Genomic DNA, 24,875 nt, shown 5'->3' with positions numbered 1-24,875 from the left:
GCACCCCGGCCCCCCGCCGCCGACCCAGGAGTTCTTGCGTGAGCTTGAAGAAGGTCCTCATCGCCAACCGTGGCGAGATCGCCGTCCGCGTGATCCGCGCCTGCAAGGACGCCGCCATCGGCAGCGTCGCGGTCTACGCGGACCCCGACCGCGACGCCCTCTTCGTACGCCTGGCTGACGAGGCCTACTCCCTGGGTGGCGCGACCCCCGCCGAGTCCTACCTCGACATCGCCAAGATCCTGAAGGTCGCCGCCGAGTCCGGTGCCGACTCGGTCCACCCCGGCTACGGCTTCCTCGCCGAGAACGCCGAGTTCGCACAGGCGGTCATCGACGCCGGGCTGATCTGGATCGGCCCGCCGCCCGCCGCGATCGAGGCACTCGGCGACAAGGCCAAGGCCAAGCACATCGCCGACAAGGCCAACGCGCCTCTGGCACCCGGCACCAAGGACCCGGTGAAGGACGCCGACGAGGTCGTCGCGTTCGCCGAGGCCAACGGCCTGCCGGTCGCGATCAAGGCGGTCTTCGGCGGGGGCGGGCGCGGCCTGAAGGTCGCCCGCACCCTCGCGGAGATCCCGGATGCCTACGAGTCCGCGGTGCGCGAGGCGGTCACCGCGTTCGGCCGCGGCGAGTGCCTGGTCGAGAAGTTCCTCGACAAGCCCCGCCACGTCGAGACCCAGTGCCTGGCCGACCAGCACGGCAACGTCGTGGTCGTCTCCACCCGCGACTGCTCACTGCAGCGCCGCAACCAGAAGCTGGTCGAGGAGGCCCCGGCGCCGTTCCTCTCCGACGAGCAGGTCACCGAGCTCTACGAGTCCTCCAAGCGGATCCTCAAGGAGGCGGGCTACTACGGCGCCGGGACGTGCGAGTTCCTCGTCGCCCAGGACGGCACGATCTCCTTCCTCGAGGTCAATACCCGCCTCCAGGTGGAGCACTGCGTCTCCGAGGAGGTCACGGGGATCGACCTGGTCCGCGAGATGTTCCGCATCGCCGCCGGCGAGGAGCTGGGCTACGACGACCCGGAGATCCGCGGCCACTCCATCGAGTACCGCATCAACGCCGAGGACGGCGGCCGCAACTTCATGCCCGCCCCCGGCACCCTGACCCGCTGGCACGCTCCCGCGGGTCCCGGCGTACGCCTCGACGGCGGCTATGACCAGGGCGAGACCATCCCCGGCTCGTTCGACTCCCTCATCGCCAAGCTCATCGTCACCGGCCGCGACCGCACCCAGGCGCTCGAGCGCTCGCGCCGCGCGCTCGACGAGTTCGTCGTCGACGGCATGCCGACGGTCATCCCGTTCCACCGCGCCGTGGTCTCCGACCCGGCCTACGTCGGCGCCTCCACGCCGTCCGGCGAGGGTGAGTTCACCGTCTACACCCAGTGGATCGAGACCGAGTTCGACAACCAGATCGAGCCCTACGCCGGCGACACCGCCGAGGCCCCTGAAACTGGGTGGGAGGCCGGCGAGCGGCAGCGGGTGACGGTCGAGGTCGGCGGCCGCCGGCTCGAGGTCGTCCTCCCCGCCGGAATCGGCGGGCTGGCCGCCGCCGGCGCGGGCGGCGCCGGCTCGAAGGGCAAGGCCAAGCGCGCCACCAAGAAGACCGGCGCCGCGGCCTCGGGCGACGCCGTGACCTCACCCATGCAGGGCACCATCGTCAAGGTCGCCGTCACTGACGGCCAGGAGGTCGCCGAGGGCGACGTCATCGTCGTCATGGAGGCGATGAAGATGGAGCAGCCGCTCAAGGCCCACAAGGCAGGCACCGTCACGAGCCTCCAGGCCGAGGTCGGCGCCACCGTCACCAACGGCGCCGTCATCTGCGAGATCAAGGGCTGACGAGTCGCGTCTCCTCGACGCATTTAGATAGCGAGCGCTCACTTTTTATGTAAGACTGTCCGGGTGATCTCGATGCCCACCCCTACCGAGCGCCGTACGCAGGCCCAGCGCCGCGAGGGCACGATCGGCGCGCTCCTCGACGCGACCGTGTCGTGCCTGGCGGAGCGGGGGTACGCCGCCACCTCGACCGCTGCGGTCTGCGCCGAGGCAGGGGTCAGCCAGGGCGCGCTGTTCCGCCACTTCCCCACCCGGCACGCGTTGCTGGTGGCGACCGCCTCGCACGTCGCGACCCGCAACGTCGAGGCCTTCCGCGCGACTGTGGGGGCCGACGTCGACACCGTCGACGACGTGGTGGCCGTGCTCAGCCACCTGCGCACCATCGTCCTCTCACCCGCCAACCAGACCTGGCGCGAGCTGCTCGTGGCGGCCCGCGCCGACGCCGAGCTGCGCACCGCCCTCCTGCCGGCCCGCGAGTCGTTGCAGCAGCAGATGCTCGCCGCCGCCGGTGAGCTCTGGGGCGACCGCCTCACGACCGACGACCTCGCCGCCGTGCTGAGCGTCGTCGTCAACATGCTCGACGGGCTGGCCTTCTCCGCCCTCGACCCCGACCCGACCGCGGCCCCCGGCCGCACCGTCGAGCGCGCCCTGCGGCTGCTCGCCGAGATGATCGTCCGCCACTACCCCCAGACGGAGCCCCGATGACCGAGCACACCGACCCGAGCGACTTCACCCCCGACGCGATCGTCGTCGGCGCCGGGCTCGCCGGCCTCGTCGCCACCCACGAGCTCGCCCTGGCCGGCAAGAAGGTGCTCGTCCTCGACCAGGAGAACCGCCACACCCTCGGCGGACAGGCCTGGTGGTCCCTGGGCGGGCTGCTCTTCGTCGACAGCCCCGAGCAGCGCCGGATGGGCATCAAGGACTCCCCCGAGCTGGCCTGGCAGGACTGGCAGGGCTCCGCGCAGTTCGACCGGCACGGCGACGGCACCGACGGGCCGGGACGCGGGCAGGACTTCTGGCCGCAGCAGTGGGCGAAGGCGTACGTCCGATTCGCCCACGAGGAGAAGCGCGACTACCTCCGCGCCCTCGGCCTCAAGTCGCTGCCGTTCGTCGGCTGGGCCGAGCGGGGCGACGGCCGGGCCACCGGCCACGGCAACTCGGTCCCGCGCTTCCACCTCACGTGGGGCACAGGTCCCGAGGTGGTGCGGATCTTCGCCGACCCGGTCGAGCAGGCCGAGGCCCGCGGACTCGTACGCCTCGCGTTCCGCCACCAGGTCGACGAGGTGGTCGTCGAGGACGGCGCCGTCGTCGGCGTCCGCGGCACCCTGCTCGCCGACGACGACTCCGAGCGCGGCGTGAAGTCCAGCCGCGACCCGGTCGGCGAGTTCGAGCACCGGGCGGCCGCCGTCGTCGTCACGTCCGGCGGCATCGGCCACAACCACGAGCTGATGCGCCGCAGCTGGCCCACCGAGCGGGTGGGCGCGGCCCCGGAGCACATGATCACCGGGGTCCCTGCGCACGTCGACGGTCGGATGCTGGCCATCGCTGAGGAGGCCGGCGCCACCCTGGTCAACAAGGACCGCATGTGGGCCTACGTCGAGGGCATCCACAACTGGGACCCGGTCTGGCCCGACCACGCGATCCGCATCCTGCCCGGCCCCTCGTCGATGTGGTTCGACGCCACCGGCCGCCGTCTCGAGGGCATGTCGGGAGTCCCCGGCGCCGACTCCATCGGCGCGATGAAGCAGATCCTGGCCGCCGGGCACGACTACTCATGGTTCGTCCTGACCCAGTCGATCATCGAGAAGGAGTTCGCCCTCTCCGGCTCCGAGCAGAACCCCGACATCACCGGAAAGGACCTGAAGTTCCTCGCCCAGAGCCGCCTCGCCAAGGGAGCGCCGGGGCCGGTCGAGGCCTTCAAGGAGCACGGCATCGACTTCGTCGTGGCACCTGGCCTCGACGAGCTGGTGACCGGGATGAACGAGCTCGCCCGCGGGCCGAAGCTCGACGCGGACGACCTGCGGGTGCAGATCGAGGCCCGCGACCGCGAGGTCGACAACGCCTTCGCCAAGGACATCCAGGTGATGGCGATCCACAACGCCCGCCGCAGCCGCACCGACAAGCTGATCCGCGTCGCCAAGCCGCACAAGATCCTCGACCCGGCCCACGGCCCGCTGATCGCGGTGCGCCTCAACATCCTCTCCCGCAAGACGCTCGGGGGCCTGGAGACCAACCTCGAGGGGCAGTGCGTCGCCGACGACGGCACCCCCGTCCCGGGCCTGTACGCCGCGGGCGAGGTCGCCGGGTTCGGCGGCGGCGGGGTGCACGGCTACAACGCGCTGGAGGGCACCTTCCTGGGCGGCTGCATCTTCTCCGGGCGGGCCGCCGGCCGGGCGGTCGCTGCCTCCATCGCCACCTGAGCGGACGTCCCCGACCGCTCAGCGGTGCACCGAACGGCTCCGGTGCCCGCCCTGCGGACACGTGTGATCCAGCGCACCCTCCGTCAGTAGCCTTCGGGCCATGTTCTCCAAGGTCCTCATCGCCAACCGCGGCGAGATCGCAGTCAGGGCCCTCCGCGCCGCCCGCGAGATCGGTTCGCGGACGGTTGCCGTCTTCCCGCACGAGGACCGGTGGTCCGAGCACCGGATGAAGGCCGAGGAGGCCTACCAGATCGGCGAGGTCGGGCACCCCGTGCGCGCCTACCTCGACCCGCAGGCGATCGTCGAGGTCGCCGTGAAGTGCGGCGCCGACGCCGTCTACCCCGGCTACGGCTTCCTCTCGGAGAACCCCGCGCTGGCCGAGGCGTGCGCCGCCGCGGGCATCACCTTCATCGGTCCCAGCGCCGAGGTGCTGACGCTGACCGGCAACAAGGCGCGCGCGATCGCGGCCGCCAAGGCTGCCGGCGTACCGGTGCTGGCGTCGGTGGAGCCCTCCACCGACGTCGACGCGCTCCTCGAGGCGGCGGAGGCGCTCCTGGAGGAGCGGGGCGAGATCCCGCTCTTCGTCAAGGCGGTGGCGGGCGGCGGCGGTCGGGGCATGCGCCGCGTCGAGGACCGCGCCGGGCTCCGCGAGGCGATCGAGACCTGCATGCGCGAGGCCGAGGGCGCCTTCGGCGACCCGACCGTGTTCATCGAGCAGGCCGTGGTCGACCCGCGCCACATCGAGGTGCAGATCCTCTCCGACGGCACCGGCTCCGAGGGCGGCGTCATCCACCTCTACGAGCGCGACTGCTCGGTCCAGCGGCGCCACCAGAAGGTCGTCGAGATCGCCCCCGCCCCCCACCTCGACCCCGAGCTGCGCGACCGGATGTGCGCCGACGCGGTGCGCTTCGCGCGCGAGATCGGCTACAAGAACGCCGGCACGGTCGAGTTCCTCCTCGACCCGCAGGGCCGATACGTCTTCATCGAGATGAACCCCCGCATCCAGGTCGAGCACACCGTGACCGAGGAGGTCACCGCGGTCGACCTCGTGCAGTCACAGATGCTGATCGCAGCCGGCGCGACGCTCGCCGACCTCGGGCTCACGCAGGACTCGGTCCGGCCGCAGGGCTTCGCCCTCCAGTGCCGCATCACCACCGAGGACCCGGCCAACGGGTTCCGCCCCGACACCGGCAAGATCACGACCTACCGCTCTCCCGGTGGCCCCGGCGTCCGCCTCGACGGCGGCACCACCTACACCGGCGCCGAGATCAGCCCCCACTTCGACTCGATGCTGGCCAAGCTCACCTGTCGCGGCCGCACCTTCGAGTCGGCCGTCCAGAAAGCCCGGCGGGCCCTGCTGGAGTTCCGCATCCGTGGCGTGTCCACCAACGTCGGCTTCCTGCAGGCGGTGCTCGCCGACCCCGACTTCGCGGCCGGCGGGGTGACCACCTCGTTCATCGAGGACCACCCCCAGCTGCTCCGCCCCCGCGTCGGCGGCGAGAGCGCGTCGCGCCTGCTCGCCTACCTCGCCGACGTCACGGTCAACCAGCCGCACGGCCCGGCGCCGGTGACGGTGTCGGCGGCCAGCAAGCTGCCCGCACTCGACCGATCGCAGCCCGTCCCCGCCGGCACCCGCCAGCTGCTGCGCGAGATCGGCCCCGACGAGTTCGCCCGTCGGTTGCGCGCCCAGAAGCACGTGGCCGTCACCGACACGACCTTCCGCGACGCCCATCAGTCCCTCCTCGCGACCCGGGTCCGCACCCGCGACCTCGTCGCCGTGGCCGACCACGTCGCCCGCACCACGCCCGAGCTCTGGTCGCTCGAGTGCTGGGGCGGAGCGACGTACGACGTGGCGCTGCGCTTCCTGTCCGAGGACCCGTGGGAGCGGCTCGCGGCGCTGCGCGAGGCAGTCCCCAACATCGGCCTGCAGATGCTGCTGCGCGGGCGCAACACGGTCGGCTACACGCCCTACCCGACGCAGGTCACCGAGGCCTTCGTGCAGGAGGCCGCGGAGACCGGCATCGACGTCTTCCGGATCTTCGACGCCCTCAACGACGTCTCGCAGATGCGCCCGGCGATCGACGCCGTGCGAGCGACCGGGACGACCGTGGCCGAGGTCGCGCTGTGCTACACCGGTGACCTGTCCTCGCCCTCGGAGAAGCTCTACACGCTGGACTACTACCTCCGGCTGGCCGAGCAGATCGTCGACGCCGGCGCCCACGTGCTCGCGGTCAAGGACATGGCCGGGCTGCTCCGCGCCCCCGCCGCCCGGACCCTGGTGACCGCGCTGCGTGAGCGCTTCGACCTCCCCGTCCACCTCCACACCCACGACACCCCCGGCGGCCAGCTCGCCACCCTCCTGGCCGCGATCGATGCCGGGGTCGACGCCGTGGACGCCGCCTGCGCGTCGATGGCCGGCACCACCTCGCAGCCCGCCCTCTCGGCGCTCATCTCCGCCACCGACCACTCGCCGCGGGAGACCGGCCTCAGGCTGGATGCCGTCAACGCGATGGAGCCCTACTGGGAGGCCACGCGCCGCGTCTACGCGCCCTTCGAGTCGGGCCTGCCGGCACCGACCGGGCGGGTCTACCGCCACGAGATCCCCGGCGGCCAGCTGTCCAACCTGCGCCAGCAGGCGATCGCGCTGGGCCTCGGGGAGAAGTTCGAGCAGGTCGAGGACATGTATGCCGCGGCCAACGACATCCTCGGCAACGTCGTCAAGGTGACACCGTCCTCCAAGGTCGTCGGCGACCTCGCGCTCGCGCTGGTCGCAGCCGGCGCCGACCCGGCGGAGTTCGAGGCGGATCCCGCCTCCTACGACATCCCCGACTCGGTCATCGGCTTCCTCAACGGTGAGCTCGGCGACCCGCCGGGCGGCTGGCCCGAGCCGTTCCGCACCAAGGCTCTCGCGGGCCGCACCTGGAAGCGGCCCAGCGAAACCCTCACGCCCGAGCAGCTGGCGGGGCTGGACACCGACCGGCGCGCGACCCTCAACGAGCTGCTGTTCCCCGGACCCACTACGGCGTTCCTCGAGTCGCGCGAGCTCTACGGCGACCTGTCCGTGCTGCCGACCGTCGACTACCTCTACGGCCTGCGGCGCGGCGGGGAGCACCCCGTACAGCTGCGCGAGGGCAAGCAGGTCCTCTACGGGCTCGAGGCGATCAGCGAGCCCGACGAGCGTGGCCTCCGCAACGTGCTGGCCACGATCGACGGCCAGCTCCGTCCGGTGTCGGTGCGCGACCGCAGCGTCTCCGCCGAGGTCGTCTCGGCCGAGAAGGCCGACCTCGCATCCCCCGGTCAGGTCGCGGCACCGTACGACGGTGCGGTGACCGTGACAGTGGCCGAGGGCGACACGGTCGAGGCCGGCCAGACGGTGGCGACCATCGAGGCGATGAAGATGGAGGCATCGATCACCGCTCCGGTCGCCGGCACGGTGAGCCGACTGGCCGTCCGCTCCACCCAGGCCGTCGAGGGCGGCGACCTCGTGCTGGTGATCAACCCTCGTTGAGCACCACGACGTCCGGGTCCGGCTCGGCGTACTCGGTGACCTCCGCCGGATCTTCGCCCGTGACCTGCCGGAACACCTCGGCGGCCACGCCACGCATCCCGTTGATCTTGGGGTGGAACGGCGCAGCGACGCCGGCGCGGAACCGGGGCCCGTTGACCCAGGCGCGGCCCTTGGCGCACACGTCGTGCCCCTCCGAGATCGCCTCGACGTCGACGTACGACGCTCCTGCCGCCGCCGCGCCCTTCTCCAGCGAGTCGTTGAGCAGGCCGGCGATCCCGGTCACAGGACCGAGCACGTCGGCCGGGACGCCGACGGCCCGGCAGGTGCCCTCGGTCGGCAGGATGTCGGGATAGCCCACGACGTGGACGGCGGCGTCGGGTGCAGCCTTCCGGATGCGTCGCACTGCCCGCGCGATGCGATCGGCGACCTTGCGGGCGTCGGCCTCGAGCTCCTCGACCGGGCAGGGACCGCCGGGCTCCTGGCACCGGATCAGCGAGTCGTAGATCGAGAAGTCGTTGCCGCCGATGCCGATCGTCACCAGGTCGGTGTCGGCCGAGACCGCGTCGAGCTGGGGCGGGGCGATGTTGCCGTCGTACATCCGCATCGGCGCGTAGAGGTCCGCGGTGACCGCCGCGGAGCAGGTGACGTCGGTGTAGCTCGCGACGTCGAGCCAGTCGGCGAGGAAGGCCGGGTAGTTGTCGCGGGACCGGGCGCACCCCTGGGGGTCGGTGCGCATGGTGCCTATGAACGGGCCTGCGGAGAAGGAGTCCCCCAGCGCGACGTAGTCGATCGGGGTGGTCACCTCGGTGTCGACGATCGGGTCGGGCAGCCCGGCGTCGCCGTCGGTCACCCCGCCCGCCTCACACCCGGTGGCGGCGAGTGCCAGGGCGGCGAGCAGCGCCGCCGACCACCGGCGTGGACCCGTCACGGGCGTGCTGGTCCCTTCTGGTGCGGGGCGACCGTGAAGGTGAACCAGTCGGAGTAGAGCCCGAGGTAGGAGCGGACCGTGTCGCCGTCGACCCGGGCGGTGCCGGTGGTTCCGATGAAGGCCAAGTCGGTGACCCGGCCTCCCCACTCGCCGTTGCCGTCGCGTGAGGTCACCTCGATGGCGGTCAGGTCGCCGATCGCCGGCCAGTGCTTCTCGACCTGGGTGTCGTCGATCGTGGTGGTCCAGGTGGAGTACTTGTGGCCGGTCACGCCGTCGTACGGGTCGGCCTGGGCGACGAGGTAGGGCATCGACCCGGCCGAGGAGAAGCCGCCGTTGCTGGCGGAGAACTGGGTGAAGGCGGGGCGGCCGTCGTAGAACAGTCCCTGCCTGGCGGTGGCCTGGATCGCGGCCGTGGCGGCGGGGTGCTCGACGTCGGCACCTCCGTAGACCTGGCACTGCGTGGTGTCGCACAGGTCGTAGTGGCCGGCGGAGGGGTGCGAGCGCTCGAACGCGGCGTAGGTGCGCGCGGCCACCGACTGGGCGCTGACCGCGGCGGGCTCCCACAGCGCGGGGACCTCCTGCGGCACGACGCCGCGCAGGTAGGCCTCCATGCTGAGCTTGTTGACCGTCTGCCGCTTGCCCTGGCGGGGCGCGACCGACTGCAGGGTGCCCCGGTAGTCACGGCGGGCCCCGGGGAGCACCAGCGTCAGGAGCCCGGTCGCCGAGGAGAACTCGGCCTCCCCCGGCACCTTCTTCCACGTCCGCCAGGCGCCACCTCTCGTGAACTGCACCGCCGTGTCGTCACCCGCGGCGACCAGGCGCCACTTCTTCGCCCCGACCGTCGGGAGCCGCCAGGTGCGCGAGCGGGCGAGGCTGCTGACCTTGATCCCCCGAGAGGCCACGACCTGTACGTCGCGACCGGTGTCGGCGGTGATCAGCACGCGGATCTTGCCCCTGATCTCGCCCCACGTGGTGCCGGGGTAGTAGAACTCGTCGATCTGCTGCCAGGTCAGTCCTTGCTGGGCCGCGCCGAGGGCGCCGTACTGGGAGAGCCCGTGACCGTGCCCGAAGCCGTGGCCGGTCAGCGTGATCGCGGTGCTGCCGGGGGTGGCCCAGGTCTCTACCAACTTGCGCGGCGCGGCCTCGGCGGGCAGGACGGGCAGCAGCACGGCGCCGGCGAGCAGCGCGAGCAGCAGGCGAGGAGGGCGGGTGCGCAGCATCGGTGAGTTCTCCCCCGAGAAGTCGGTCAGCAGAATCACCCAGAGTACAGCCGGTCCAGAACACCCGGAACCGACCGTGGGATCGATGGCATCATGGAGCGCATGCTCGGTCGCCGACGGCGGGAGAGGCACCAGCTCGAGCTCGCGGAGCTCGATGCCTTCCGGCACGTGCGCCGCGCGGCCGACGAGGACGTGACCCGGTTCGGCGAGGAGCTCTCGCAGCTGCACTTCGACACCCTGTCCACCGACCTGGACGACGCCATGCGGGCCGACTACCAGCGGGCGCTGGACTCCTACGAGGACGCCAAGGCCGCGCTGCGGCGCTCGTCGGCGGCTGCGGACGTCACCGGCGTGACCGCGCGGCTGGCCGACGGCCGCTTCCACCAGGCGTGCGTGCTGGCGGCGCAGGCCGGCGACGCCCGGCCCGAGCGCCGCCCGCCGTGCTTCTTCGACCCCGCGCACGGGCCGGCGAGCCGCGACGTCGAGTGGGCGCCTGTGGGCGGAGTGCCCCGCGAGGTCCCGGTGTGCTTCCGCGACGCCGAGCGACTGGCCGCCGGCGCGCAGCCCGAGGTCCGGCTGGTGCGGCTGGGCGATCGCCGGGTCGCCTGGTTCGCCTCGGGACCGCTCTACGCCGCGTGGGCCGCAGGCTGGTACCACGAGCTGGTGAAGGAGGGCCGTATGGAGGCCGAGCGGCTCACGATGGCCTACGTCGGCGGTGGCCTGGCGGGGCGGGCGGGTGTCGAGGTACCGCTGGGCGCCGCGTGGGCGGACCCCGGTGCGTGGGCCGAGGGAGGAATGATCGACGGCCACGACTTCTCCGGCTACGGCGGGGACGTCGGCGGGGGCGGAGACTTCGGTGGCGGAGACGGCGGCGGGGGCGGCGGCGACGGCTGATCAGCCGCGCCAGGACCCGTCGACGATCAGACCCGGTGCAGCCGCCGCGCGGCCTCGGCGACCGAGCCGCTCATCGACGGGTAGACCGTGAAGGCCTGAGCCAGCTGGTCGGCCGTCAGCGACTCCGACACCGCGATCGAGACGGGGTGGATCAGCTCGGAGGCGCGCGGTGCGACGACCACTCCCCCGACGACGATGCCGGTGCCGGGGCGGCAGAAGAGCTTCACGAAACCGTCGCGCACGCCCTGCATCTTGGCGCGGGCGTTGCCGGCCAGCGGCAGCATCACGACCTGGGCCCGGATCTCGCCCGCGTCGACGGCGTTCTGCGACCACCCGACCGTGGCGATCTCCGGCGAGGTGAAGACGTTGGAGGAGACCTTCTTGAGGTCCAGCGGCGAGACCGCGTCGCCGAGGAAGTGCCACATCGCGATCCGGCCCTGCATCGCAGCGACCGAGGCCAGCATCAGCACGCCCGTGCAGTCTCCGGCGGCGTAGATCCCGCGCGCCGACGTGCGGGAGACCCGGTCGACCTTCACGAAGCCGCCGTCGTCGACGGTGACGCCTGCGTCCTCGAGGCCCAGGTCGGCGGTGTTGGGGACCGAGCCGAGCGCGAGGATGCAGTGGCTGCCGCTGACCGTACGGCCGTCGGTCAGGGTCACCGTGACGGTGTCGCCCTCGCGGGTGACCGACTGCATGCGCGACTGCCCGAGGACGTTCATCCCGCGGCGGGTGAGCACGTCCTCGAGGACGGCGGACGCGTCGGCGTCCTCGCCCGGCAGCACCCGGTCGCGGCTGCTCACGAGGGTGACGTCGATGCCGAGGGACAGGTAGGCGCTGGCGAACTCGGCGCCGGTGACGCCCGAGCCGACCACTATCAGCTTCTCCGGGACCTCGGTGAGGTCGTAGACCTGCTCCCAGGTCAGGATCCGCTCGCCGTCGGGCTTGGCACTGGGCAGGGTGCGCGGCGCAGCTCCGGTCGCCACGATGATCGCGTCGGCCTGCAGCGTCTCCTCGCCGTCGGCGGTGGTGGCCGTGACGGTGAGGTCGGGCCCGAGCCGGCCACGACCCGTCACCACGCGTACGCCGTCGCGGTCGAGGCGGGCCGCGATGTCGGCCGACTGGTCGGCCGCGAGCTGCTTCACGCGGGCGTTGACCCGCGCGAGGTCGACGGTGATCGTGGTGGCGGCGTCGCCCTGGTGGTCGTGGAAGTTGACCCCGAGCTCCTGCGCCGACGACATGTCGGTCATCAGCTCGGAGGTGGCGATGAGCGTCTTGCTGGGCACGCAGTCGGTGAGCACGGCCGACCCTCCGACACCGTCGGTGTCGACGACGGTGACCTCGGCGCCGAGCTGCGCGGCGACGTGCGCCGCCTCGTAGCCGCCCGGGCCGCCGCCGACGATGACGATGTGGTCGGCCATCAGAGGTTGATCATGTGGCCGGCGAGGCCGTGGACGGCCTCCTTGACGGCCTCGCCCAGCGTCGGGTGCGCGAAGACGTTGCGGGCCACCTCGTCGGCGGTGAGGTCCCACTTCTGGGCCAGCGTCAGCACGGGCAGCAGCTCGGTCACGTCCGGCCCGATCATGTGCGCGCCGATGATCTCGTTGTGCTCGGCGTCCGCGACCACCTTGACGAAGCCGACGGCCTCGCCGAGCCCCATGGCCTTGCCGTTGGCGGTGAACGGGAACGTCGCGGTCTTGACGTCGTAGCCCTTGTCCTTGGCCTGCTGCTCGCTGTAGCCGAAGGAGCCGATCTGCGGCATGCAGTAGGTCGCCCGCGGCACGAAGTCGTACTCGACCGGCATCGTCTCGGCGCCGCTGATGGTCTCGGCGGCCACGATGCCCATCGCCTCGGCGACGTGGGCGAGCATCATCTTCCCGGTGCAGTCGCCGATGGCGTAGACGTTGTCGACGTTGGTGCGGCAGTAGTCGTCGATCTCGATGGCACCGCGCTCGGACACCTTCACGCCGATCTTCTCGAGGCCGAAGCCCTCCACCCGCGGCGCGAACCCGAAGGCGGCCAGGAACTTGTCGGCCTCGAGCACCTGCTCGTCGCCCCCGGCGGCGGGAGCGACGGTGACCTTGACCCCGGAGCCGGTGTCCTCGACCTTCTTCACGGCGGTCGAGGTCAGCACCTTCACGCCGAGCTTCTTGTAGTGCCTGGCGAGCTCCTTGGAGATGTCGGCGTCCTCGGTGGGCACCATCCGGTCGAGGAACTCCACGATCGTCACGTCGACGCCGAAGTTGGCCATGACGTAGGCGAACTCCACGCCGATCGCGCCCGAGCCGCCGATGACGATCGAGCCCGGGAGCTGGTCGGAGAGGATCTGCTCCTCGTAGGTGACGACGTTCTCGCTGAGCTCGACGCCGGGGACCAGGCGCACGATCGCGCCGGAGGCGATGATCAGGTTGTCGAAGGTGTAGCCGGTGGTCTGGCCGTCCTTGCCCTTCACGTCGACCGACGTCGGGCCGGTGATCGTGCCCCAGCCGTCGACCTCGGTGATCTTGTTCTTCTTCATGAGGAAGTGGACGCCCTTGACGATGCCTGCGCTCACGTCGCGGCTGCGCTTGTGGGTCGGGCCGAACGCCATGGTGGCGTCACCCTCGATGCCGAACTTGGCCTTCTCGTGCTGGAGCGTGTGCGCCAGCTCGGCGTTCTTCAGCAGGGCCTTGGAGGGGATGCACCCGACGTTGAGGCAGACACCTCCCCAGTACTTCTCCTCCACCACGGCCACCTTCTGGCCGAGCTGGGCTGCGCGGATCGCGGCGACGTAGCCACCGGGGCCGGCGCCGAGGACGAGGGTGTCGAAGTGGGTGTCGGTCACGGGCCCCACCCTAGTTGTCCGCCCGTCGAGGGGGACAACTGGACGTCCGGGCTGGGTAGCCTGTCGCTCGTGACGCTCTACGCCGCCTACGGGACCAACCTCGATCCCGCCCGCATGAGCGAGCGCTGCCCCCACTCGATCCTCCACTCGACCGGCTGGCTGACGGGGTGGCGGCTGACGTTCGGCGGCGAGGAGCACGGCTGGGACGGCGCCCTCTCGACGATCGTCCAGGACCCGTTCGAGCAGGTCTTCGTCGCGGTCTACGACGTCACCGACGAGGACGAGAAGGCTCTCGACGGCTGGGAGTCCGCCGACACCGGGCTCTACCGCAAGACCAAGGTCCGGGTCTCGACGATGACCGGCGAGCTGGTCGTGTGGGCCTACGTCCTCGATGCGTACGAGGGTGGCCTGCCGTCCGCGTCCTACCTCGGCGTGCTCGCCGACTCCGCCGACGCCGCCGGAGCGCCCGAGGACTACGTCGCGGCGCTGCGTCGCCGGGCGTGCCGCTCGACCGGCCTCTGAGCGGGCCTCTGACCGCCACGCGCGCTCTCACCGAGTGACCTCGCCGTCGCTCGCGCGTTGGACAGGCATGCCGCACCACCGCACACACCGGGTCCTGTCGACCCCGCTGGCGTTCCTGCTGGTCCTCCTGCTCGTCGCGCCGCTCATGGGTGCGGCGGCCGAGGCCGCGTCGTCCGCTGCCGCACCGGGGACAGCAGAGGTCGACGCGGCCGACGGCCGCTCCGAGCCGGCGGCCCGCGCCGTGCGCAGCGTGATGTTCGTCGGCAACAACTGGGCCGGCACCGCGACGGTGGTCGACGCCGACACGCGGGAGGTGCTGCGGCGCGGCATCGACCTCGTCCCGGACCTGGAGGAAGAGCTCGCCGCGATCCGGACCGACCCGGAGCGGCTGGCCTTCTACCTGGCCGTGCAGCAGGGTCCCGGGGAGGGCCACGACCAGCTCGTCGACGACATGTTCACCACCCGCAACGGCCGCTACCTCGCGGTGTCGCGCCCCAGCCTCGGCGACGTCGTGTGGATCGACATCGCCAAGGCCGCGGCGGACGACCCGACCGCGATCGTCCGCGAGCAGCAGATGGACGGCCACCGCACTGACCACATGGGCCTCTCACCCGACGGGCGCCGGCTCCTCGTCAGCGACTCCACCGCTCGCCAGGTGATCGAGTACGCCATGGCCCGCCAGACCCTCCCGGACGGGACCGTCGTCCGCATGGGCGACCGGCTGCGCACCTTCGAGTCGGGCGAGACACCGCACGAGAACACCTACAGCGACGACGGACGCACGATCTTCCACGCCTCGATCGGCCGGGTCTACACCCCCGGCGACCACGGCACGGTCCTCGAGGACCCGGTCAAGGGCGACCGCTGGTTGCAGGTCGTGCGCGACCGCGACTTCCGGGTCCTCCGGCGCTGGGACATGGGCAAGGAGCTCGCCGAGGCCGGCTACCCCGGGATGAGCTCGGCCGTGCGGCCGATGGCGCTCGGGCCCGACGAGCGGTTCCTCTGGTTCCAGGTCTCGTTCTTCCACGGCTACGTCGAGTTCGACACCCGAGCCCCGGACCTCAACGGCGTCGTCGACTACTCCTCCGACACCTTGCCCGAGCCCCGCCGCGGGGCGGTCACCCGCGTGGTGCCGCTGCCCAACCGCGTGCCGACCATGCCGCTGGAGCAGTACGTCAACGACTCCGCCCACCACGGGCTCTCGATCGGGGACGACGACCGCACGCTCTGCGTGGCCGGCACGATGGACGACTACGCGGCCCTGGTCGACTCACGCACGACCCGCCGGTGGATCTTCGACCGCGCCACCACCGGGCACGACTACCTCAAGCCCTACTGGACCACCGAGGGCCCTCACGGCACGTGCTGGATCTCGCTCAGCGAGTCCGACGCCGTCGCCGTGCTCGACGTACGCCGTCGCACGGAGGTGGCCTACCTCGCGGTCGGCGACCACCCGCAGCGGGTGCGGCAGGGAGTGGTCCGGGAGGAGGTCGTGGCCCGCTGGTGAGCGGTCTAGAGTTCCCGGCGTGACCAGCCACGACGCACCCCGCCACGACGCCGCGAGTCCCTACGAAGCCGCCACCTCCGCTGCCGCGAGGCTCGCCGAGCTGACCGGGGTCGAGCGCCACGACATCGCCCTCGTCCTGGGCTCGGGCTGGTTGCCGGCCGTCGACGCGCTCGGCGAGGCCACCGCCGAGATCGACACGACCGACCTGCCCGGCTTCAGCGCCGCCGCCGTCGCGGGACACAGCGGCAAGATCCGCTCGATCCGCACCTCGACCCCGGACGGCGAGCGCAACCTCCTGGTCTTCTTGTCCCGCACGCACTTCTACGAGGGCAAGGGCGTCGCCGCCGTCGTCCACCCGATCCGCACCGCGGCCGCCGCCGGCTGCTCGGCGATCGTGCTGACCAACGGCTGCGGCGGTCTCAAGCAGGGCTGGCAGCCCGGCCAGCCCGTGCTGATCTCCGACCACATCAACCTGACCGGGACCAGCCCGATCGTCGGGGCCAACTTCGTGGACCTCACCGACCTCTACAGCCCGCGGTTGCGCGCGATGTGCAGGGAGATCGACCCGAGCCTCGACGAGGGTGTCTACGTCCAGTTCCCCGGCCCCCACTACGAGACCCCTGCTGAGGTCCGGATGGCCGGCATCATCGGCGGCCACCTGGTCGGCATGAGCACCACGCTCGAGGCGATCGCGGCCCGCGAGGCAGGCATGGAGGTCCTCGGCATCAGCCTGGTCACCAACCTCGCCGCCGGCCTGAGCGGCGAGCCGCTCAACCACGAGGAGGTCCTCGAGGCGGGGAAGGCCGCGGCCAGCCGGATGGGCGGTCTGCTCAGCCAGGTCGTCACGAAGATCTGAGGAGCAGCTGATGCGCGTACTCGTCTCCGGCGCCGCGGGCAGCCTCGGCCGGGTGATCACGGTCGGGCTGGCCGAGCTCGGCCACGACGTCGTCGGCCTCGACCTCGTGCCGGCTCCTGAGGGCACCCCCTTCACCTGGCACGAGGCCGACTGCGCCGACCCCGACGCCGTCGCGGCGGTCTTCGCCGAGGAGCGGCTGGACGCGGTGGTCCACCTCGCCGGCGTACCTGACGAGGTGTCGCTGCCGGACGAGCTCACCTCCCACGTCGTCACGACGGCGGCACTCCTCGACGCGATGGTCGCGCACCGGGTGCCGCGCATCGTCTACGCCTCGTCCAACCACGCCGTCGGCCGCACCCCCCGCGCCGACGGTGGGCTCACCGAGCACGCGCTCCCCCGGGCCGACACCTACTACGGCGTCGCCAAGGTCGCCGCCGAGGCCCTGCTGCGGCTCTTCGTCGACCGGCACGGCATCGACGCGGTCTCCTGCCGGATCGGCTCGTTCCTGGAGGAGCCCACCTCCCTGCGCGCGCTCTCGACCTGGCTCTCGCACGGCGACGGCGTACGCATGGTCGAGGCAGCGCTCACCACACCCGCCCCCGGGTACGCCGTGCTCTACGGGATCAGCGCCAACACCCGCGCCTGGTGGGACCTCGAGCCCGGACGGCGCCTGGGCTACGAGCCCCGCGACGACGCCGAGCAGTTCGCCGACCGGATCGAGCCGCGTCCGGACGACGAGGCGGAGGCGGAGTTCGTCGGCGGGCCGTTCGTTCTCGCCCAGCACTATCGACCGGCCCTGGGCTGACAGGAAGCAAGGCCGGGGCCCCGTAGCCTTGACTTGGAGTGCACTCGAAGTCGGACACTGACCCGATGACCAGCCTGAGCATCGCCGAGGCCGCCGAGCAGACCGGGCTGACGGCGCACACCCTGCGCTACTACGAGCGTGACGGGCTGATGCTGCGCTCGGTCGAGCGTGCCTCGTCGGGCCACCGTCGCTACACCGACGACGACCTCCGCTGGATCCAGATGGTGACCCGCCTCCGGTCGACCGGCATGCCCATCCGCGACGTACGCCGCTACGCCGCTCTCGTGCGCGAGGGTGAGGGCAACGAGGGCGAGCGCCTGGCCCTGCTGCTCGCCCACCGCGAGGTCGTCGAGCGCCAGCTGGCCGAGGTCACCTCACACCTGCGGGCGATCGACCACAAGATCGCGATCTACGAGAACAAGGTGGCGCCCGGAGCTTGATCCCCGCGGGGTTGACTTCGAGCGCGCTCGAAGGACTTCGCTGGAGGCATGAGCATCCAGAAGCGACAGATCGGCGCCCTGACCGTCTCCTCCCTCGGCCTCGGCTGCATGGGGATGTCGGAGTTCTACGGCACTCCTGACGAGCAGGGCGGCACCGACACCATCCACCGGGCCCTGGACCTCGGCGTGACGTTCCTCGACACCGCCGACATGTACGGCCCCTTCACCAACGAGCAGCTCGTCGGCAAGGCCATCGCCGGCCGGCGCGACGAGGTGCAGCTCGCCACCAAGTTCGGCAACGAGCGGCGCCCCGACGGCACCATGGTCGGGATCAACGGTCACCCCGACTACGTGCGATCGGCGTGCGACGCCTCGCTGCAGCGGCTGGGCGTGGACCACATCGACCTCTACTACCAGCACCGCGTCGACAAGACGGTGCCGATCGAGGAGACCGTCGGCGCCATGGCCGAGCTCGTCGCGGCCGGCAAGGTCCGTCACCTCGGGCTCTCCGAGGCGTCCGCGCAGAACATCCGGCGCGCGCACGCGGTCCACCCGATCACCGCGCTGCAGACCGAGTACTCCTTGTTCACCCGCGACCTCGAGGACGAGATCCTGCCGACCATCCGCGAGCTGGGAATCGGCCTCGTGCCCTACTCCCCGCTGGGTCGCGGGCTGCTCACGGGGGCCATCAGCGCCCGGCGCGGTGCCGACGACGAGCTGGACCGCCGCCGATCGGCGTACTTCCCACGCTTCCAGGGGGAGGCGCTCGACGCCAACCTCGCCCTGGTTGAACAGGTGCGCTCGATCGCTGCGGAGAAGGGCTGCACCCCCGGTCAGCTCGCGCTCGCCTGGGTCCTTGCGCAGGGCGACGACGTCGCGCCCATCCCCGGCACCAAGCGGGTGCGCTACCTCGAGGAGAACGTCGGCGCCACAGACGTCGAGCTCAGCGCCGGCGACCTCGCCGCGCTGGAGCAGGCCGTCCCCCGTCACGCCGTGGTCGGCGCGCGCTACGGCGACATGACCCACATCGACGCCTGAGCCTCATCGCTCCCGCAGGGGTCAGGTGGAGGCGATCCCCACCTGGCCCTCGCGGAAGGCGTCGACGAACAGCGCGTGGTCCTCGCGCGCCCGCTCGGCGTAGGCGATCCCCCAGTCGCACAGCCAGGTGACGAACTCGTTGCGGCGGCCCTTCACGGACTGCGCGATCGCCTCCTCGACCTGGAAGTCGACGAGGTCCTGCTGGCTGTCCTCGTCGGAGGCGCAGTGGATCTTCGCGGTGGCCCGGCCGAGCAGGTCGACGACGGCCCGCATGTCGGCCGGCTCGTTGATCTCCTCCCAGTCCAGGTCGACCTCGTAGGGCGACACCTCCGACACGACGTACCCGACCCCGTCGATGCGGGTGTGCCCGAGCAGCGGATCGGTGTGCACCTGCAGGGCCCGCTGGCTCACGACCGTGCGGTGCCCCTCGTGCTCGAAGTAGGCGTCGACCTCGCTCGAGTCGACGAACCGGCTCAGCGCGGGGATGTTGGCCTGCTTCATGCTCAGCACCACGTCGTTGTCGAGGGCCTGGCTGTAGCCCTCGACCAGCACGTTGTACGCCGGCAACCCGGCGCTGCCGATGCCGAAGCCGGTCTTGCCCACCACGTCGCGCAGCTCGTAGAAGAGCTGGCGGTCGAAGCGCTTGGAGTCCGGGATCGTGTCGAGGTAGTCGCGGAAGGCACCCACGACCTCCGTCCGCTCGTCGCGCGAGAGGCGTCGCGTGGTCCCGTCCTCGGCGAACTTGCGGGTGCCGCGCTGCATGACCGTGACCTCGTCCAGGAGGTCGGCGCGGCGCATCAACCGTGCCGCCTCGAGCGCCGCCAGCACCGGTCCGTGGGCGTTGTCGAGCCGGATCGCGAAGTCCTCGTCGTCCGCGGTCCCGGTGTAGTGATTGACCTGGGCGAGGTAGGAGCGGGCGTAGCGGGCGATCAGCTTGCGGATCGCGTCCTCGGGGAGGGCCTTCTGCCACGCGAGGAGGGCCAGGCTGGCGGCGAAGCGCTGGAGGTCCCAGGTGAACCGGCCGACGTAGGCCTCGTCGAAGTCGTTGACGTCGAAGATCAGCCGGCCGTCGGAGTTGAGGTAGGTGCCGAAGTTCTCGACGTGGAGGTCCCCGTGGATCCAGATCCGCTCGCCGCCGTGCGTGGCCCACTCGTCCGGCTCCGCGGTCACGTCGTTGTAGAACAGGCAGGCGGTGCCGCGGTAGAACGCGTGCGGCTCCCGGGCCATCTTGCGGTACTTCGCGCGGAAGGCGGCCGGATCGGCGCGCATGAGGGGCGCGAAGGCGTCGCGCAGCGCATCGACGATCACGGCGGTGCGGTTGCCGGGGGCCATGTGGGCACTCTAGGCGTCAAGGTGTCAGGGGCCGTGCGATAGGAATAGGGCCATGGCAACCACACAACTCGGCGACACCACCGTCAACACCGTGGGCGAGCTGCCCCCGGTCGGCTCGCAGGCACCCGGCTGGGACCTGGTGGGACTCAAGTTCCAGCAGCTCACCGACGCCGACACCGCAGGCAAGCGCGTGGTCCTCAACATCTTCCCGAGCATCGACACCGGCGTGTGCCAGGCGAGCGTCCGCAGGTTCAACGAGCTCGCGGCGGAGCTGGACAACACCGCGGTCGTCAACGTCTCGGTCGACCTCCCCCTGGCCCAGGCGCGGTTCTGCGGCGCCGAGGGCATCGAGCGCGTCGAGGTCGGCTCGGCGTTCCGGTCCTCCTTCGGCGAGGACTACGGCGTCGCGATGGCCGACGGTGGCTGGCAGGGCATGCTCGCCCGCTCGGTCATCGTGCTCGACGAGGACCGCACGGTCCTCCACACCCAGATCACCGACACGATCGGCACCGAGCCCGACTACGACGCCGCGGTCGCCGTCCTCTCCTGACGCCCCGTCCAAGGGCTCGCTTCGCGCCGCGACGCCCCGGGTCTCCACCGGGACTCGTCACTGGCGCGAGGCGAGCCACTCGTGCTCGATCCGAGGCAACAGGTTCGACTCGAGGAAGACCGCGGCAAGCTCCTTGTCGCCCATCGAGGCGCGGAAGAACATCGGCACCGTGAGTCCGTGCCCGGGGCGGTGCAGGACCGTGATCGCATCACCCGGCTCGATCAGCCCGGGCTCGCGGACCGCGAGGTAGGCGCCGGTGCGGCCATGCTCGGCGAAGCGCCGCACCCAGCGGGGCTCGGCCATGTGCTTGGCGAAGGTCGCGCACGGCACTCGCGGACCGCACACCTCGAGCGACGCGCTCCCCACCTGCCAGCGCTCGCCCACCTCGGCGGCATCGACGTCGAGGCCATGGGTCGTGAGGTTCTCGCCGAACATCCCGTCGGCCAGGTCGCGGCCGAGCTCCGCGCCCCACCAGTCGAGCTCCTCGCGCGCGAACGCGTAGACGGCCTGGGTCTCCCCGCCGTGGTGCTTGCGGCTGAAGATGGCGTCGCCGACCACACCACTGCCGAGCCCGCCCCGCTTGGGTCCTGGATCGCGCACCTCGATGCGGTCGACGGGATGCTTGTGGATGCCGCTCGGGCGCCGGAGACCGGGGACCGGCGCACCGGCGCTGGCGTTGACGGAGCGGACAGTGGCGGTCACGGGCACACGCTAGTCGCCCGTGTGGCAGACCGCCTCGATGTTGTTGCCCTCGGTGTCGCGGACGAAGGCGCCGAAGTAGCCGGGGTGGTACTCCGGCCACAGGCGCGGCTCGTGGAGCGACTCCGCGCCGGCCGCCACGGCCTCGGCGTGCCACGCACGCACGGTCGCGGAGTCGGGGGCGCGGAAGGCGACGTGCACCTCCCGGTTGGCACCGACGCCCTCGAAGGTGCTGATCCAGAAGTCCGGCTCCTCGGTGCCGTAGCCGATGGCCACGTCGAAGTCCATGATGCGCCGGTGGCCCAGCACCCCCAGGACCCGGTCGTAGAACGCCGCCGCGCGCGGCAGGTCGGTGCAGTTGATGCCCAGGTGATCGATCATGTCGGGATCCTTGCACCGGTCACCGACAGCCGGTCCTCACCCGCTCCGGCCGACGGGACCGTCGCGCGTCGCACGGCGAGCGCGAGGAACGAGGCCGCCACCAGGTAGGCGACGCCGTAGGCCATCCGGCCCACCTCGGGCAGGTAGAACTGCGGGAGGAAGAGGACGAGCAGCACGCCGAGCGGCCAGCCGGCCCAGGCCAGCTGCCCCGCCATTTCCCCAGCCATTGCCCCAGCCATGCGTCGCCAGGCGCTGGCCATGGCCACGCCGCTCACCGCGAGGAGCAGCAACCCGAGTCCGAACATCGTCATGGCGACGGGCTGCTCGCGGATCTCGGTGATCAGTGCCATGCTCGCGGCGTCCGCGTCGTGAGCCTGGCGCGCGACCACGTGGAGTGCAAACGTCTCGGCGCCGTAGTAGGGCAGGACCAGGACGACCCCGCCCAGGCCCGCCCAGCGCGCCAGCAGGCCGCTCACGCCTCCGGCGTAGTCCGAGATGCGGAGGGCGGCGCGCGCGACGGACGCGAGGGCCAGCATCCCGCAGACGTGGGAGACGACCCACCAGCCCGACGCCATCGCCTGCACCGCCTCCGGGCCTGCGCCCTTGTCGCCATAGGGGCGCAAAAGCAGGTACGCCGCCATGAGCACCCCGCTGCTGACCAGCGGCATCGCCGCGTCCCGGATCGTCCGACCTCGCATCGCCTGTCTCCTCCCAGAATGAGAGAGCGGTGCTCTCTCTTTCGGCAAGAGTAGCTGGTTCTGGTCACCAACTGCAAGAGCAGTGCTCTCGTTCTGTGCCACACTGGCGCCCATGGCGGGAGCACGACGAGAAGCGCGGGCCGAGATGACCGATGCGATCCTGGCCGCGGCCAGGCGGGAGATCGCCGCCAAGGGCGGCGGGGGTCTCTCGATGCGTGCCGTCGCGCGGGAGGTGGATCTCGTCTCGTCCGCGGTCTACCGCTACTTCCCGACGCGCGAGGCGCTCCTCACGGCCATGATCATCGAGAGCTACGGCCACCTCGCCGAACGCCTGGAGGCCGTCAGCGCACGCGGTCGCGAGCGCCGCTGGCGCGGCCTCGCGCGCGCGATGCGTGACTGGGCGCGCTCGTCCCCGCACGAGTTCCAGCTGATCTACGGCACGCCCATCCCCGGCTACGTGGCCCCACCGGAGACGATCCCCGCGGCCGCCCGCGTGGCCGACCCCTACCTGAGGTGCGCAGCCGTCCAGCCCCTGGAGCCGTTCGGGGACCGGGCGCTCCGCGCCCAGATGTCGGAGCTGGCAGACCTCGGACTCGATCCGTCCGGCGCGGCCGCGACACTGGCCGAGCTGGCCGCACTCGTGGGGTTCGTCAACCTGGAGCTCGCCGGCCACTTCGTCGGCACGGCCGACCCGGCCGATCGACTCTTCGACGCCCTGGTCAGGCGCCAGTGCGCGTCGCTGCGGCTCGGGGATAGCGTGCGCCCATGACCGAACCGACCGCCTCCCTCCTCGACGTGGCCCGAGCCTGGGCCGCGGAGGACCCCGACGAGCAGACTCGTGCCGAGCTCGAGTCGGTGATCGCGGCTGCCGAGCGCGGCGACGGGACCGACCTGGCCGACCGCTTCGCCGGGACGCTCGAGTTCGGCACCGCGGGTCTGCGGGGCGCGCTCGGCGCAGGCCCCAACCGGATGAACCGCGTCGTGGTCACCCGCGCCGCGGCCGGCCTGGGGGCCTACCTCAAGGACACCGGCCACGCGGGCGGTTCCGTGGTGATCGGATTCGACGCGCGGCACAACTCCGACGTCTTCGCCCGCGACACCGCCGAGATCATGACCGGGGCGGGGTTCAAGGCGCTCGTGATGCCGCGGACGCTGCCCACGCCCCTCCTCGCCTTCGCGATCCGCGAGCTCGGCTGTGCGGCCGGCATCATGGTCACGGCCAGCCACAACCCGCCGCAGGACAACGGCTACAAGGTCTACCTCGGCGACGGCAGCCAGATCGTGCCGCCCGCCGACACCGAGATCGCGGAGCGGATCGCCGCGGTCGGCGCGATCGCCGACCTGCCGCGCGGCGACGCGGGCAAGGTCGTGGGCGAGGCCCTCGTCGACCACTACCTCGACACAGTGGCGGGCCTCGCCGGCGACGGCCCCCGCGACCTCACCATCGTCTACACGCCACTGCACGGCGTGGGCGGCACGACGGTCGCCCAGGTGCTGGAGACCGCCGGGTTCGACGCGCCCAGCATCGTCGAGCAGCAGGAGCACCCCGACCCCGACTTCCCGACCGTGTCCTTCCCCAACCCCGAGGAGCCGGGCGCGATGGACCTGGCCATGGCGCTCGCGGCCGAGCAGCGCGCCGACCTGGTCGTCGCCAACGACCCCGACGCAGACCGATGCGCCGTCGCGGTCCCCGACGCCCACGGCTGGCGGATGCTGCGCGGCGACGAGGTCGGCGCCCTGCTCGCCCACCACCTGATCGCGCGCGGGCGCACCGGGACGTACGCCAACTCGATCGTGTCCTCGAGCCTGCTCGGCAAGATGGCGGCGGCCGCGGGGCAGCCGCACGAGGAGACGCTCACCGGCTTCAAGTGGATCGCTCGCGTGGAGGGCCTCGCCTTCGGCTACGAGGAGGCGCTGGGCTACTGCTGCGACCCCGAGCACGTCCGCGACAAGGACGGTGTCTCCGCCCTGCTCCTCGTCTGCGAGCTCGCCGCGCAGGCGAAGGCGCAGGGGCGCGGCCTCACCGACATCCTCGACGACATCGCGCACCAGCACGGCCTGCACGCCACCGACCAGCTCTCGGTGCGCTTCGACGACCTCGCCGACATCCCCGCGACCATGGACCGGCTGCGGGCCGCTCCCCCGACCACCCTCGGCGGCCTCGCGGTGGAGCGGGTCGAGGACCTGTCCGAGGGCTCGGCGGCTCTGCCACCCACCGACGGCCTGCGCTACTCCCTCGCCGACGGAGCGCGGGTGATCGTGCGCCCGAGCGGCACCGAGCCGAAGGTGAAGTGCTACCTCGAGGTCGTCGTGCCCGTGGGTGACGCCGGACAGGATGAGGGTGGGGTGGACGCGGCCCGGATCTCCGCGGCCGGGCGACTCGACGCGATCAAGGCCGACCTGCGGGGAGCGGCGTTCAGTGGTTGA

22 protein-coding genes are annotated in these 24,875 nt (G+C 71.8%); 14 read left to right on the top strand and 8 right to left on the bottom strand.

The features are described from left to right. The first annotated feature begins 38 nt into the window (after positions 1-38). From J3P44_RS21670 to J3P44_RS21655, 4 genes are all read left to right on the top strand, one after another. Positions 39-1,832: an acetyl/propionyl/methylcrotonyl-CoA carboxylase subunit alpha gene (locus tag J3P44_RS21670; RefSeq protein ID WP_255892558.1), complete on the top strand. Its 1,794-nt coding sequence runs from the start codon at positions 39-41 to the stop codon at positions 1,830-1,832. Between the two features lie 72 nt (positions 1,833-1,904). Continuing rightward, positions 1,905-2,534, top strand: coding sequence for a TetR/AcrR family transcriptional regulator (locus tag J3P44_RS21665; RefSeq protein ID WP_255892557.1), 630 nt, complete (start codon positions 1,905-1,907; stop codon positions 2,532-2,534). Then, positions 2,531-4,249 carry an FAD-binding dehydrogenase gene (locus J3P44_RS21660; protein WP_255892556.1) on the top strand — a complete coding sequence of 573 codons (1,719 nt, stop codon included), beginning with the start codon at positions 2,531-2,533 and terminating at the stop codon, positions 4,247-4,249. Before J3P44_RS21665 ends, J3P44_RS21660 begins: the two co-directional genes overlap by 4 nt. Before the next feature lie 100 nt (positions 4,250-4,349). Further along, positions 4,350-7,757 carry a pyruvate carboxylase gene (locus tag J3P44_RS21655; protein ID WP_255892555.1) on the top strand — a complete coding sequence of 1,136 codons (3,408 nt, stop codon included), beginning with the start codon at positions 4,350-4,352 and terminating at the stop codon, positions 7,755-7,757. Here J3P44_RS21655 and J3P44_RS21650 read toward each other — a convergent pair. Then, the gene (locus J3P44_RS21650; protein WP_255892554.1) at positions 7,744-8,685 is read right to left on the bottom strand and encodes an SGNH/GDSL hydrolase family protein; all 942 of its coding nucleotides are present in this window, start codon (positions 8,683-8,685) and stop codon (positions 7,744-7,746) included. The two genes, J3P44_RS21655 and J3P44_RS21650, sit on opposite strands and share 14 nt — an antisense overlap. Then, the gene (locus J3P44_RS21645; protein ID WP_255892553.1) at positions 8,682-9,944 is read right to left on the bottom strand and encodes a SpoIID/LytB domain-containing protein; all 1,263 of its coding nucleotides are present in this window, start codon (positions 9,942-9,944) and stop codon (positions 8,682-8,684) included. Before J3P44_RS21645 ends, J3P44_RS21650 begins: the two co-directional genes overlap by 4 nt. Before the next feature lie 63 nt (positions 9,945-10,007). On the opposite strand from J3P44_RS21645, the gene J3P44_RS21640 reads away from it, so the two are divergent. Beyond that, positions 10,008-10,799 (top strand): hypothetical protein, encoded by a 792-nt coding sequence (locus tag J3P44_RS21640; protein WP_255892552.1) that lies wholly within the window; start codon positions 10,008-10,010, stop codon positions 10,797-10,799. Between the two features lie 26 nt (positions 10,800-10,825). Here the strand turns inward: J3P44_RS21640 and J3P44_RS21635 are convergent, their stop codons facing one another. Next, positions 10,826-12,217 (bottom strand): NAD(P)H-quinone dehydrogenase, encoded by a 1,392-nt coding sequence (locus tag J3P44_RS21635; protein ID WP_255892551.1) that lies wholly within the window; start codon positions 12,215-12,217, stop codon positions 10,826-10,828. Further along, positions 12,217-13,620: a dihydrolipoyl dehydrogenase gene (gene lpdA, locus J3P44_RS21630; RefSeq protein WP_255892550.1), complete on the bottom strand. Its 1,404-nt coding sequence runs from the start codon at positions 13,618-13,620 to the stop codon at positions 12,217-12,219. Before lpdA ends, J3P44_RS21635 begins: the two co-directional genes overlap by 1 nt. A 69-nt stretch (positions 13,621-13,689) precedes the next feature. Between lpdA and J3P44_RS21625 the strand changes: the two genes are divergently transcribed. From J3P44_RS21625 to J3P44_RS21600, 6 genes are all read left to right on the top strand, one after another. After that, complete coding sequence (locus tag J3P44_RS21625) at positions 13,690-14,142, top strand: gamma-glutamylcyclotransferase family protein (RefSeq protein ID WP_255892549.1); 453 nt, start codon at positions 13,690-13,692, stop codon at positions 14,140-14,142. A 67-nt stretch (positions 14,143-14,209) separates the two neighbouring features. Beyond that, positions 14,210-15,649, top strand: coding sequence for a YncE family protein (locus J3P44_RS21620; RefSeq protein WP_255892547.1), 1,440 nt, complete (start codon positions 14,210-14,212; stop codon positions 15,647-15,649). Positions 15,650-15,668: 19 nt separating this feature from the next. Beyond that, positions 15,669-16,505 (top strand): purine-nucleoside phosphorylase, encoded by an 837-nt coding sequence (locus J3P44_RS21615; RefSeq protein ID WP_255892546.1) that lies wholly within the window; start codon positions 15,669-15,671, stop codon positions 16,503-16,505. Positions 16,506-16,515: 10 nt separating this feature from the next. Further along, the gene (locus J3P44_RS21610) at positions 16,516-17,310 is read left to right on the top strand and encodes an NAD-dependent epimerase/dehydratase family protein (RefSeq protein ID WP_255892545.1); all 795 of its coding nucleotides are present in this window, start codon (positions 16,516-16,518) and stop codon (positions 17,308-17,310) included. A 65-nt stretch (positions 17,311-17,375) separates the two neighbouring features. After that, complete coding sequence (locus J3P44_RS21605) at positions 17,376-17,750, top strand: MerR family transcriptional regulator (protein ID WP_255892544.1); 375 nt, start codon at positions 17,376-17,378, stop codon at positions 17,748-17,750. A gap of 48 nt (positions 17,751-17,798) precedes the next feature. Further along, complete coding sequence (locus tag J3P44_RS21600; RefSeq protein ID WP_255892543.1) at positions 17,799-18,788, top strand: aldo/keto reductase; 990 nt, start codon at positions 17,799-17,801, stop codon at positions 18,786-18,788. A 21-nt stretch (positions 18,789-18,809) separates the two neighbouring features. Here the strand turns inward: J3P44_RS21600 and J3P44_RS21595 are convergent, their stop codons facing one another. Further along, positions 18,810-20,120 (bottom strand): DUF2252 domain-containing protein, encoded by a 1,311-nt coding sequence (locus tag J3P44_RS21595; RefSeq protein ID WP_255892542.1) that lies wholly within the window; start codon positions 20,118-20,120, stop codon positions 18,810-18,812. 52 nt (positions 20,121-20,172) lie between these two features. Between J3P44_RS21595 and tpx the strand changes: the two genes are divergently transcribed. Continuing rightward, the gene (gene tpx, locus J3P44_RS21590) at positions 20,173-20,670 is read left to right on the top strand and encodes a thiol peroxidase (protein ID WP_255892541.1); all 498 of its coding nucleotides are present in this window, start codon (positions 20,173-20,175) and stop codon (positions 20,668-20,670) included. A 57-nt stretch (positions 20,671-20,727) separates the two neighbouring features. On the opposite strand, the gene J3P44_RS21585 is transcribed toward tpx, so the two are convergent. Genes J3P44_RS21585 through J3P44_RS21575 form a run of 3 tightly spaced genes read right to left on the bottom strand, consistent with a single transcriptional unit; the run spans position 20,728 to position 22,448 of the window. Further along, entirely contained in the window at positions 20,728-21,372 is a 645-nt protein-coding gene (locus J3P44_RS21585; protein WP_255892540.1) for an MOSC domain-containing protein, read from the bottom strand. 9 nt (positions 21,373-21,381) lie between these two features. Then, positions 21,382-21,750 carry a VOC family protein gene (locus tag J3P44_RS21580; protein WP_255892539.1) on the bottom strand — a complete coding sequence of 123 codons (369 nt, stop codon included), beginning with the start codon at positions 21,748-21,750 and terminating at the stop codon, positions 21,382-21,384. Further along, positions 21,747-22,448 carry a hypothetical protein gene (locus J3P44_RS21575; RefSeq protein WP_255892538.1) on the bottom strand — a complete coding sequence of 234 codons (702 nt, stop codon included), beginning with the start codon at positions 22,446-22,448 and terminating at the stop codon, positions 21,747-21,749. Before J3P44_RS21575 ends, J3P44_RS21580 begins: the two co-directional genes overlap by 4 nt. A 112-nt stretch (positions 22,449-22,560) precedes the next feature. Here J3P44_RS21575 and J3P44_RS21570 point away from each other — a divergent pair, with 112 nt between their 5' ends. Both J3P44_RS21570 and J3P44_RS21565 read left to right on the top strand, forming a co-directional pair. Continuing rightward, complete coding sequence (locus J3P44_RS21570) at positions 22,561-23,217, top strand: TetR/AcrR family transcriptional regulator (RefSeq protein ID WP_255892537.1); 657 nt, start codon at positions 22,561-22,563, stop codon at positions 23,215-23,217. After that, positions 23,214-24,875, top strand: a complete 1,662-nt coding sequence (locus tag J3P44_RS21565) for a phospho-sugar mutase (protein WP_255892536.1) — start codon at positions 23,214-23,216, stop codon at positions 24,873-24,875. The genes J3P44_RS21570 and J3P44_RS21565 overlap by 4 nt, the downstream gene beginning before the upstream one ends.

Source organism: Nocardioides astragali (genome assembly GCF_024436375.1).
Classification (GTDB): Bacteria; Actinomycetota; Actinomycetes; order Propionibacteriales; family Nocardioidaceae; genus Nocardioides; species Nocardioides astragali.
This window is presented reverse-complemented; position numbering and strand designations above follow the sequence as displayed.

Bases quoted from the DNA above. Each gene is read 5' to 3' on its own strand.
- J3P44_RS21565 (WP_255892536.1), top strand. From the start codon at position 23,214: ATGACCGAACCGACCGCCTCCCTCCTCGACGTGGCCCGAGCCTGGGCC.
- tpx (WP_255892541.1), top strand. From the start codon at position 20,173: ATGGCAACCACACAACTCGGCGACACCACCGTCAACACCGTGGGCGAG.
- J3P44_RS21640 (WP_255892552.1), top strand. From the start codon at position 10,008: ATGCTCGGTCGCCGACGGCGGGAGAGGCACCAGCTCGAGCTCGCGGAG.
- J3P44_RS21600 (WP_255892543.1), top strand. From the start codon at position 17,799: ATGAGCATCCAGAAGCGACAGATCGGCGCCCTGACCGTCTCCTCCCTC.
- J3P44_RS21595 (WP_255892542.1), bottom strand. From the start codon at position 20,120: ATGGCCCCCGGCAACCGCACCGCCGTGATCGTCGATGCGCTGCGCGAC.
- J3P44_RS21580 (WP_255892539.1), bottom strand. From the start codon at position 21,750: ATGATCGATCACCTGGGCATCAACTGCACCGACCTGCCGCGCGCGGCG.
- J3P44_RS21620 (WP_255892547.1), top strand. From the start codon at position 14,210: ATGCCGCACCACCGCACACACCGGGTCCTGTCGACCCCGCTGGCGTTC.
- J3P44_RS21605 (WP_255892544.1), top strand. From the start codon at position 17,376: ATGACCAGCCTGAGCATCGCCGAGGCCGCCGAGCAGACCGGGCTGACG.
- J3P44_RS21655 (WP_255892555.1), top strand. From the start codon at position 4,350: ATGTTCTCCAAGGTCCTCATCGCCAACCGCGGCGAGATCGCAGTCAGG.
- J3P44_RS21635 (WP_255892551.1), bottom strand. From the start codon at position 12,217: ATGGCCGACCACATCGTCATCGTCGGCGGCGGCCCGGGCGGCTACGAG.
- J3P44_RS21660 (WP_255892556.1), top strand. From the start codon at position 2,531: ATGACCGAGCACACCGACCCGAGCGACTTCACCCCCGACGCGATCGTC.
- J3P44_RS21665 (WP_255892557.1), top strand. From the start codon at position 1,905: ATGCCCACCCCTACCGAGCGCCGTACGCAGGCCCAGCGCCGCGAGGGC.
- J3P44_RS21575 (WP_255892538.1), bottom strand. From the start codon at position 22,448: ATGCGAGGTCGGACGATCCGGGACGCGGCGATGCCGCTGGTCAGCAGC.
- J3P44_RS21610 (WP_255892545.1), top strand. From the start codon at position 16,516: ATGCGCGTACTCGTCTCCGGCGCCGCGGGCAGCCTCGGCCGGGTGATC.
- J3P44_RS21570 (WP_255892537.1), top strand. From the start codon at position 22,561: ATGGCGGGAGCACGACGAGAAGCGCGGGCCGAGATGACCGATGCGATC.